General features: G+C 69.6%; 7 protein-coding genes. 5 read left to right on the plus strand and 2 right to left on the minus strand.

The genetic code is table 11. The features are described 5' to 3' along the window. Positions 1 to 53 precede the first annotated feature (53 nt). Positions 54 to 1205 carry a GGDEF domain-containing protein gene (locus AOK24_RS20925; RefSeq protein WP_055721590.1) on the plus strand — a complete coding sequence of 384 codons (1152 nt, stop codon included), beginning with the start codon at positions 54 to 56 and terminating at the stop codon, positions 1203 to 1205. A 57-nt stretch (positions 1206 to 1262) separates the two neighbouring features. After that, positions 1263 to 2801 carry a histidine ammonia-lyase gene (hutH, locus tag AOK24_RS20930; protein WP_055721591.1) on the plus strand — a complete coding sequence of 513 codons (1539 nt, stop codon included), beginning with the start codon at positions 1263 to 1265 and terminating at the stop codon, positions 2799 to 2801. 79 nt (positions 2802 to 2880) lie between these two features. Here the strand turns inward: hutH and AOK24_RS20935 are convergent, their stop codons facing one another. Both AOK24_RS20935 and AOK24_RS20940 read right to left on the minus strand, forming a co-directional pair. Beyond that, positions 2881 to 3663 carry a hypothetical protein gene (locus AOK24_RS20935; RefSeq protein WP_055721592.1) on the minus strand — a complete coding sequence of 261 codons (783 nt, stop codon included), beginning with the start codon at positions 3661 to 3663 and terminating at the stop codon, positions 2881 to 2883. A 45-nt stretch (positions 3664 to 3708) separates the two neighbouring features. After that, positions 3709 to 4002, minus strand: a complete 294-nt coding sequence (locus AOK24_RS20940; protein ID WP_055721593.1) for an LAETG motif-containing sortase-dependent surface protein — start codon at positions 4000 to 4002, stop codon at positions 3709 to 3711. Positions 4003 to 4108: 106 nt separating this feature from the next. On the opposite strand from AOK24_RS20940, the gene AOK24_RS20945 reads away from it, so the two are divergent. The 3 genes from AOK24_RS20945 to AOK24_RS20955 form a co-directional block, all read left to right on the plus strand. Beyond that, positions 4109 to 4453, plus strand: coding sequence for a hypothetical protein (locus AOK24_RS20945; protein WP_063799492.1), 345 nt, complete (start codon positions 4109 to 4111; stop codon positions 4451 to 4453). A gap of 226 nt (positions 4454 to 4679) precedes the next feature. Beyond that, positions 4680 to 5945 (plus strand): L,D-transpeptidase, encoded by a 1266-nt coding sequence (locus tag AOK24_RS20950; RefSeq protein WP_055721595.1) that lies wholly within the window; start codon positions 4680 to 4682, stop codon positions 5943 to 5945. 175 nt (positions 5946 to 6120) lie between these two features. Further along, the coding region (locus tag AOK24_RS20955) for an ABC transporter permease (protein WP_055721596.1) at positions 6121 to 7286 on the plus strand (1166 nt) is incomplete at its 3' end.

Below are 7286 nucleotides of genomic sequence, written 5' to 3' on the forward strand. Positions count from 1 at the left end.
ACTCGGACCGCCCCGAACCCCCCTTTCACCCCAAATATCCCTAGCCTGAACGAATGGGCGACGAAAGACACCTCGCGGCAGTGGTGAAGCTCGCGCAGGGACTCGCGGCCGCACGCACCCCCAGGGACACCTGGACCGCCGCGGCGGACGGCGCACGCCACGCCCTCGACGGAACCTTCGCAGCCCTCTCCGTCTGGGAACGGGAGCTAGGCCGACTACGGGTACTGGTGAACGTGGGGGACAGGGCCCCGGACGAGGAGCAGTACCCCGAGACGGAGTCGTACCCGGTCCACCAGTTCCCGGAGATCGCGGAGTTCCTGCACGAACGCTGGGCCACAGGCGGCGAGCCGAACGCGTGGGTGGAGACGGCGGAGGGCCCGACGACGGGCAGACCGGGCTACGTGCACCAGCGCGTCGCGGCGCTACGGCGAAGGGGCCGGGGTTCCTGCGTGGTCGCCCCGATCGTCCTGAACGGCAGGGCGTGGGGCGAGCTGTACGTCGCGAGACCTATGGGGGTACCCCCCTTCGAGCGGGCGGACGCGGACTTCGCGACGGTCCTCGCCTCGGTCGTGGCCGCGGGCCTCGCGCAGACGGAACGCCTGGAGGAGGCCCGCCGCCTCGCGTTCACGGACGCGCTGACGGGCCTCGCGAACCGCAGGGCCGTGGACGTCCGCCTGGACGAGGCGGTCGAGAGGCACCGGGCGGAGGGCGTGACGGTCAGCCTTGTCGTGTGCGACCTGAACGGCCTGAAGAAGGTGAACGACACGAAGGGCCACGCGGTCGGTGACCGCCTGCTGGAACGGTTCGGCTCGGTCCTGTCCCTCTGCGGAGCCATGCTCCCGGGCGCGCTGGCGGCCCGCCTCGGCGGCGACGAGTTCTGCCTCCTCGCGGTGGGCCCGACGGCGGACGAGGTCGTCTCGGCGGCGGCCGAACTCTGCCGCCGGGCGGGCGAGTTGGACCTCGGCGAGGGCGTGGCCTGCGGCGTCGCGTCCACGGCGGACCCGATCGGCCCGATCCGTACGGCCCGCCGCCTCTTCCGGCTCGCGGACGCGGCCCAGTACCGGGCGAAGGCGGAACGCGCCGCGTACCCGGTGGTCGCGGGCCGCAAGGGACCCGAGGACCCCGTAGTACTTCTGGCGGACACCCCACCCCCTACCGGCGCCGAACGCCGCCGCTTCCGGGGCGACCGCACCGGTAAGGAGTGAAACGGGGCTCCGGTGGTGACAGCGCTCTCTTCAATGCGTACGCTCCTGAATATGGATATGCACACTGTGGTGGTGGGGACCACCGGGGTCACCGCGTCCGACGTTCTCGCCGTGGCCCGGGGCGGAGCCCGGATCGAGCTGTCGGCCGAGGCGGTCGCGGCGCTCGCGGCGGCGCGCGAGATCGTGGACGCGCTGGCGGCCAAGCCGGAGCCGGTCTACGGGGTGTCCACCGGGTTCGGCGCGCTGGCCACCCGGCACATCGGCCAGGAGCTGCGCACCCAGCTCCAGCGCAACATCGTCCGCTCGCACGCCGCCGGGATGGGCCCGCGCGTGGAGCGGGAGGTCGTCCGGGCGCTGATGTTCCTGCGCCTGAAGACGGTCTGCTCGGGTCATACCGGCGTACGCCCCGAGGTCGCCCAGACCATGGCGGACATCCTGAACGCCGGTATTACCCCGGTAGTCCACGAGTACGGCTCCCTCGGCTGCTCCGGCGACCTCGCCCCCCTCTCGCACTGCGCCCTGACCCTCATGGGCGAGGGCGACGCGGAGGGCCCCGACGGCACCGTACGCCCGGCCGCCGAACTGCTCGCGGCGCACGGTATTACGCCCGTGGAGCTACGCGAGAAGGAGGGCCTCGCGCTCCTCAACGGCACCGACGGCATGCTCGGCATGCTGCTCATGGCGCTCGCCGACCTCGACGCCCTGTACAAGGCCGCCGACATCACCGCGGCCCTCTCCCTGGAGGCGCTCCTCGGCTCCGCGAAGGTCCTCGCGCCCGAGCTGCACGCGATCCGCCCGCACCCCGGCCAGGGCGACTCGGCCGCCAACATGCTGGCCGTACTGGAGGGTTCGGGGCTGACCGGGCACCACCAGGACGACGCGCCGCGCGTCCAGGACGCGTACTCCGTGCGGTGCGCTCCGCAGGTCGCCGGGGCCGGGCGGGACACCATCGCGCACGCGCGGCTCGTGGCGGAACGGGAGTTGGCGTCCGCCGTCGACAACCCCGTCGTCCTGCCCGACGGCCGGGTCGAGTCCAACGGCAACTTCCATGGCGCGCCCGTCGCTTACGTCCTCGACTTCCTCGCCATCGCCGCCGCCGACCTCGCGTCCATCGCCGAGCGGCGGACCGACCGGCTGCTCGACAAGAACCGCAGCCACGGGCTGCCGCCGTTCCTCGCGGACGACGCCGGCGTCGACTCCGGGCTGATGATCGCCCAGTACACGCAGGCGGCGCTGGTCAGCGAGTTGAAGCGGCTCGCCGTACCGGCGTCCGCCGACTCCATCCCGTCCTCGGCGATGCAGGAGGACCACGTGTCGATGGGATGGTCGGCGGCGCGCAAGCTGCGGACGGCCGTCGACAATCTGACGCGGGTGCTGGCGGTGGAGCTGTACGCGGCGACGCGGGCGGTGGAGTTGCGCGAAGGTCTGACGCCGGCGCCCGCGACGCAGGCCGTCGTGGAAGCCGTACGCGGGGCGGGTGTTCAGGGGCCCGGGCCTGACCGGTTCCTCGCGCCGGACCTGGCCGCGGCCGACGCGTTCGTGCGCAGCGGGGGGCTCGTGGAGGCGGTGGAGAAGGTGACGGGGGCGCTGCGGTAGGGGGGTAGTACAAGGGTTGGGGCCCCTGTCCCTCGTACAGATGAGGGGCAGGGGCCCGTACTACCCGGGTAGTACCCGGTTACTTCAGCTTGGCGAGCTGGGCTGTGATGATCGCGGCCGGGACCTTCGGCATCTGACCGGTCTCGAAGGCGCCGAAGTCGAGCGTGTAGAACGTCGCGACGGTGTTCCCCTTGCGGATCACCTCGGTGTGGAAGACGGCGGTGCCCGCGCCGTCCATGCTGACGTTCTCGGAGAAGGCCAGCGCCTCGTCACCGCCGCCGGTCCCCTTCTCGGAGGCGACCTTGGTGATCTTGCTGGTGTTGTCCGGGCCGCCGGAGAGGCTGAAGCCGCTCGCGCAGGTGGTGATGGCGTCGGAGACCGTCTTCATGGCCTTCGTGGCGCCGTCGCCGTCGTAGGAGGACAGGCCCACCCACGTCATGTCGAGGGAGAGCAGGGCGCTGACGTCGAGCTTGGTGGCGGCGTCGGTCGGCTTGTCCGACGAGATGGTGTTGCTCGCCGCCGCGGTCGTGTCACCCGGCGGAAGGGCGGTGTTCGCCCAGGCCAGCGGCGCGCACTCGGCCTTGTCGGTCTTCACCTCGGACTTGCCCTTGGGCAGGGTGTCGTCCCCCGGGCTGACCTTGTACCCCTTGACGTCACCCGCCGCCAGCAGGAGCTTCTCCAGCTCCGCCGCCGTCACCGCCTTCGCCGCAGGCGCAGCGGCGGCCGTCGGTGTCGCCTTCGCGTCCGCGGCCGTGTCCTTCTTGCTCTCGCCGGAGTCCGAGGAACAACCGGTCATGAATGCGAGCGAGAGCGCGCTCGCGGCGGCCGTCATGGACAGCCGCACCCCCCACGTTCTGTTCATGACAGCGAACTATGAAGTTTCGGCCAAGTCGGCGTCAAATCCGACTCAAAAATCGAGGCGTTCCCGGCGAACCGAATAAAGCACGAATCCCGCACCCAATGTGAGGAAAACACTCCCGCCGACGACGTACGGCGTCGTGTCGAAACTCCCGGTGTCGGCGAGTTCCGCCCCGGAGGAATCCGCGGCGGGTACGGCACGCGCCTGCTGGGAGGTGCTGTGCGGCGACGCCGGCGCGTCCGGGGTGACCGTATCGGCCTTGGCGGACGGGACGAACCACAGGGCGCACAGGAGAGTCCCCGCGGCGGTGGCGGTCAGCAGGGGGCGGCGGGCGGAGGACACGGAATATCGATCTCCTTGTGCGCTGGAGAATGGCCGTGGGGGCGAGCTTAGTGAAAGGCGAGGGTCACGGGAAAGTCACGGGGGAGAGAGATCGTACGCTCCCGGCATGAGTACTGAAGAAACCTCGCGCTTTGTCCGCCTTCGCGTGTATATCGTGCTGGAACTCGATGACGAAGGCGCCGTGACCAGCGCCGCGCTGGAGCGGCTCGCGGAGGATCCGGAGCTTCCGGATGCCGAGCGCGCGCACGCCGAGAGCGCTGTGACGGAAGACACCGCTGAGGCGCTCGCCTATCTCGTCGACCCGTTCGGCCTGGTCAGCGGGGTGCCGGGAGTGGAACTCGTCCAGGCCTCCTGGTCCACCGAGCGCATCGACTACGACCCCGATTCGCCTGAATGGGACCTCGACGAGGATGATGACGAGGAGGACGACGCCATGGACCGTAACGGTTGAGCGTCCTGGGGAACCAGTGAGATCCGCGGCCCCGGACGGAAACCGCGTCCGGGGTTTCGTCGTCTCAGGCAGTGTTGCTTCGGCCGCGCGGACGTGGGCGTGCTCACACGACGGGAACGTGTGGAACGCGGGACGGCGGTTGAAGCGTTAACAGACAAGAGGGTCCCGGGGATTGGGGAACCCTCGGGGATACGGGGATGTCCGGGTTCCGGGTAATCGGCAACGTATGGAGAAGCGAGTGATAGCGAACAGTAAGCGGCGCAAGGGTCTGCGGGCCGCGTCCGTACTGCTCGGGGGGGTCCTGGTGCTCTCCGCGTGTTCCGGTGGCGACGACGGCGCCTCCGGCGGCGGGAGCGGCGAGTCCTCGCAGGCCAAGGCCGACGAGGCGGCGGCCCAGAAGGCGTCCGTCGCGGACATCAAGATCACGCCCGCGGACGGCTCCGCCAACGCCTCCATCAACAACTCCGCGGCCGTCACGGTCAGCAAGGGCACGCTCACGGCGGTCACGATGACCACCTCCGACGGTACGGCCGTCAAGGGCGCGCTCTCCGCCGACAAGCTGACCTGGAAGCCCAGCGACCAGCTGGAGCGCTCCACCACGTACAAGGTCGCCGCCGAGGCCAAGGACTCCGAGGGCCGCGTCGCCCACGAGAACGCGTCGTTCACGACCGTCTCCCCGGCCAACAGCTTCATCGGCAACTTCACGCCGGACTCCGGCTCCACGGTCGGCGTGGGCATGCCCGTCTCGATCAACTTCAACAAGTCGATCACCAACAAGGCCGCCGTCCAGAAGGGCATCACGGTCACCTCCAGCAGCGGTCAGGAGGTCGTCGGCCACTGGTTCGGCGCCAACCGCATCGACTTCCGCCCCGAGCAGTACTGGACGGAGAACTCCACCGTCACGCTGAAGCTCGCGCTCGACGGGGTCGAGGGCGCGCCGGGCGTCGTGGGCGTCCAGCAGAAGACCGTCACCTTCAAGATCGGCCGCAACCAGGTCAGTTACGTCGACGCGAAGACCAAGCAGATGAAGGTCACGCAGGACGGCAAGACCATCAAGACCATCCCGATCTCCGCCGGTTCGCCCGACAACAAGACGTACGAGGGCACGATGGTGATGTCGGAGAAGTTCAAGGAGACGCGCATGAACGGCGCGACCGTGGGCTTCACCGACGACGACGGCAAGGGCGAGTACGACATCAAGGACGTGCCGCACGCCATCCGGCTGACCAACTCCGGGACGTTCATCCACGGCAACTACTGGGGCGCGAAGTCCATCTTCGGCAGCACCAACACCAGTCACGGGTGCGTGGGTCTCTCGGACACGAAGGGCGCCAACGACACGGGTACGGCCGGGTACTGGTTCTACACGAACTCGATCGTCGGGGACGTCGTGGTCGTGCAGAACACCGGTGACAAGACCGTCGCGCCGGACAACGGTCTGAACGGCTGGAACATGAGCTGGGCCGACTGGAAGGCCGGGTCCTCGGTCTGACGGTTCGTCATACGGCTTGATCGGTGCCGCCTCCCTCGCCGGGGGCGGCATCGGCGTTTCTGAAGGGGTTTGCGGCGTCGGCGAGTTGGCGCACGGGGGCTTCGGCGCGGCCTTCTCATCCGGCTCTTATGCGCGGCTTATCGAGTCATCACGCGCCGTCCCTACTTTTCGGCGCATGTTCTTCACCTACCTGAGGCGCGAGCTGCGCCGCCGCAGAAAAGCGGCCCTCGTCGTCGCCTCCGGGCTCGCGCTGGGTATCGCGCTGGTCATCGTGGTCAACTCCGTGTCCTCCGGCATGGGCCAGGCCCAGGACAAGGTCCTCCAGTCGCTCTACGGCCTCGGCACGGACATGACCGTCACCAAGGCGGCGGCTGCCGGCGGCACCGGCGCCGAGCGTCCGCGCTTCCGGTTCGACGCGCAGGACGGCGACAGCGGCAGCGCTACGCAGCAGAGCAGCGACGTCGTGATGGTGCGGGGGTTCCAGACGCTCGCCACCTCGACCGTGACGCAGGTCGGCAAGCAGAGCGGCGTCGCCGACGCGGTGGGCGGGCTCAGCCTCCAAGTCGTCAAGGTGGACGGGCAGTTCACGCGGGGGCAGGTCCAGCAGAACGAGGGCGGTGGCGGTACGGGGAGCGGTCGCGGCGGTTCCGGTGGGCAGCCGCAGGGTGAAGTCCGGGGCGGGGGCGCCGACTTCGACGTCAACAACTACTCCGTGTACGGAACCGACGTCGCCAAGCCGGAGTTGGGGCCGCTGACCTCCTCGAAGATCACCAGCGGGCGGACGTTCAAGACGTCCGAGACGAACGCGAAGGTCGCCGTCGTCGACGCCTCCTACGCCAAGGAGAAGTCCCTCAAGGTCGGTTCGGCCATCACCATCAAGACGGTGACGTTCTCCGTCATCGGCATCGCGACCGCCGACAGCGGCGACGCCGCCGCCAACGTGTACGTCCCCCTCGCCCAGGCCCAGACCCTCGGCGACGCGAAGGACAAGGTCACCACGGTCTACGTCAAGGCCACCGACTCCCAGCAGATCGACGCCGTCAAGTCGGCCATCCAGAAGAACATCTCGGGTACGACGGTGACGACGTCGGCGGATCTCGCGGACACGGTGTCGGGGTCGCTGTCCACGGCGTCCTCGCTGGCCTCCAACGTCGGCAAGTGGCTGTCGATCGCCGTCCTCGTCGCGGCGTTCCTCGTCGCCGGGCTGCTGACCTCCTCCGCGGTCTCCCGCCGGGTGCGGGAGTTCGGCACGCTCAAGGCGCTCGGCTGGAAGTCGGGGCGGGTGACCCGGCAGGTGATCGGCGAGGCGATGGTCAACGGGCTGCTCGGGGGTGCGCTCGG

Origin of the sequence: Streptomyces niveiscabiei (genome assembly GCF_001419795.1) — a bacterium.
Taxonomy (GTDB): Bacteria; Actinomycetota; Actinomycetes; order Streptomycetales; family Streptomycetaceae; genus Streptomyces; species Streptomyces niveiscabiei.

Excerpts from the sequence above, each read along its gene's own strand:
- AOK24_RS20925 (WP_055721590.1), top strand. The coding sequence starts at position 54 with ATGGGCGACGAAAGACACCTCGCGGCAGTGGTGAAGCTCGCGCAGGGA.
- hutH (WP_055721591.1), top strand. The coding sequence starts at position 1,263 with ATGCACACTGTGGTGGTGGGGACCACCGGGGTCACCGCGTCCGACGTT.
- AOK24_RS20935 (WP_055721592.1), bottom strand. The coding sequence starts at position 3,663 with ATGAACAGAACGTGGGGGGTGCGGCTGTCCATGACGGCCGCCGCGAGC.
- AOK24_RS20945 (WP_063799492.1), top strand. The coding sequence starts at position 4,109 with ATGAGTACTGAAGAAACCTCGCGCTTTGTCCGCCTTCGCGTGTATATC.
- AOK24_RS20950 (WP_055721595.1), top strand. The coding sequence starts at position 4,680 with ATGGAGAAGCGAGTGATAGCGAACAGTAAGCGGCGCAAGGGTCTGCGG.